Raw genomic sequence first — 1,035 nt, forward strand, 5'->3', positions numbered from 1 at the left:
TATAATAACCTTATTCCTCTCTTTTGTTCTTTCTGATTTATATCTAAATTTAATGAATTGTAAACTTAAGCCGTATATAATTTATTGCTAGTTCTTGCCTACTTACGAAAATCCTCGCGGATTTTCTATTCGGTTTTTATTTGCTAAATTACGTGCTTAACCACGCAACAAACCATATACAAACACGTTGGCGGTCATTATTAAAACAAGTGCCCTATTCAATAAATTTCATAAAATGACAAATTCGAAAATCATAAAAACAAATTGGTATCCTGACAAAAAGCTTCTTGTAACACAGGTAAGTGGAGATATAGAAATACCTGATATTAAAAAATGGGAAAAATCATTAAATGAAGCGCTTAATAAAATAGATGACTATGAATCATTTAAGATGTTTGTAAACATGTACGACTTTAAAGCTATTGACATAGATACTCACAAACGATTCAGAGGAATAATTCCATTGACACTTGCTAACTACGGATGGAAAGTTGGATATCTAAACTTATTTGAAGAAGAAGCCAAAACGATAACTTATAAGAATACAAGAGGGATTAAATGTATTGGAGTAGCTCATTCCTATCATGATGAAGCTAAAATGGACTTATATGAAAATCGTTTCAGTTGTGACAAGGAACATTTTTTTAAAGACCCATCAGAAGCAATTGATTGGATAGAAAGTTTAAAATTAGAAGAATAAAATACTTCGAAAGTAAAAAACGAACCGCCAACAATATGTATAATTCATTGCTAGTTATAGCCTACTTACGAAAGTCCTCGCGGACTTTCTATCTGTGATTTATTTGCTAACTTTAGTGCTTAAACACGCAACGAAATCATACACAAACACGTTGTAAGTAATGCCGAAAAACCCAGAAACCAAGTGAATAAAACAATATTTGAAATTACCAAAATGGATTGTCCTTCAGAGGAAAATCTAATCCGAATGAAATTGGACGGAATTTCAAGCATTGCGAATTTGGACTTTGATATTCCGAATCGAAAATTGACCGTTTTTCACAGCGGAGAAATTGA

At 31.8% G+C, this 1,035-nt stretch carries 1 protein-coding gene and 1 pseudogene; both read left to right on the forward strand.

Features of this window, described 5'->3' with window-relative positions; translation table 11 throughout:
- The first annotated feature begins 235 nt into the window (after positions 1-235).
- Positions 236-700 (forward strand): hypothetical protein, encoded by a 465-nt coding sequence (locus RT250_RS13485; protein WP_313115414.1) that lies wholly within the window; start codon positions 236-238, stop codon positions 698-700.
- 183 nt (positions 701-883) lie between these two features.
- Positions 884-1,035, forward strand: a pseudogene (locus RT250_RS13490) (cation transporter); the annotation flags it as partial.

Origin of the sequence: Aequorivita sediminis, assembly GCF_032080575.2 — a bacterium.
In the GTDB taxonomy this organism is placed as follows: domain Bacteria; phylum Bacteroidota; class Bacteroidia; order Flavobacteriales; family Flavobacteriaceae; genus Aequorivita; species Aequorivita sediminis.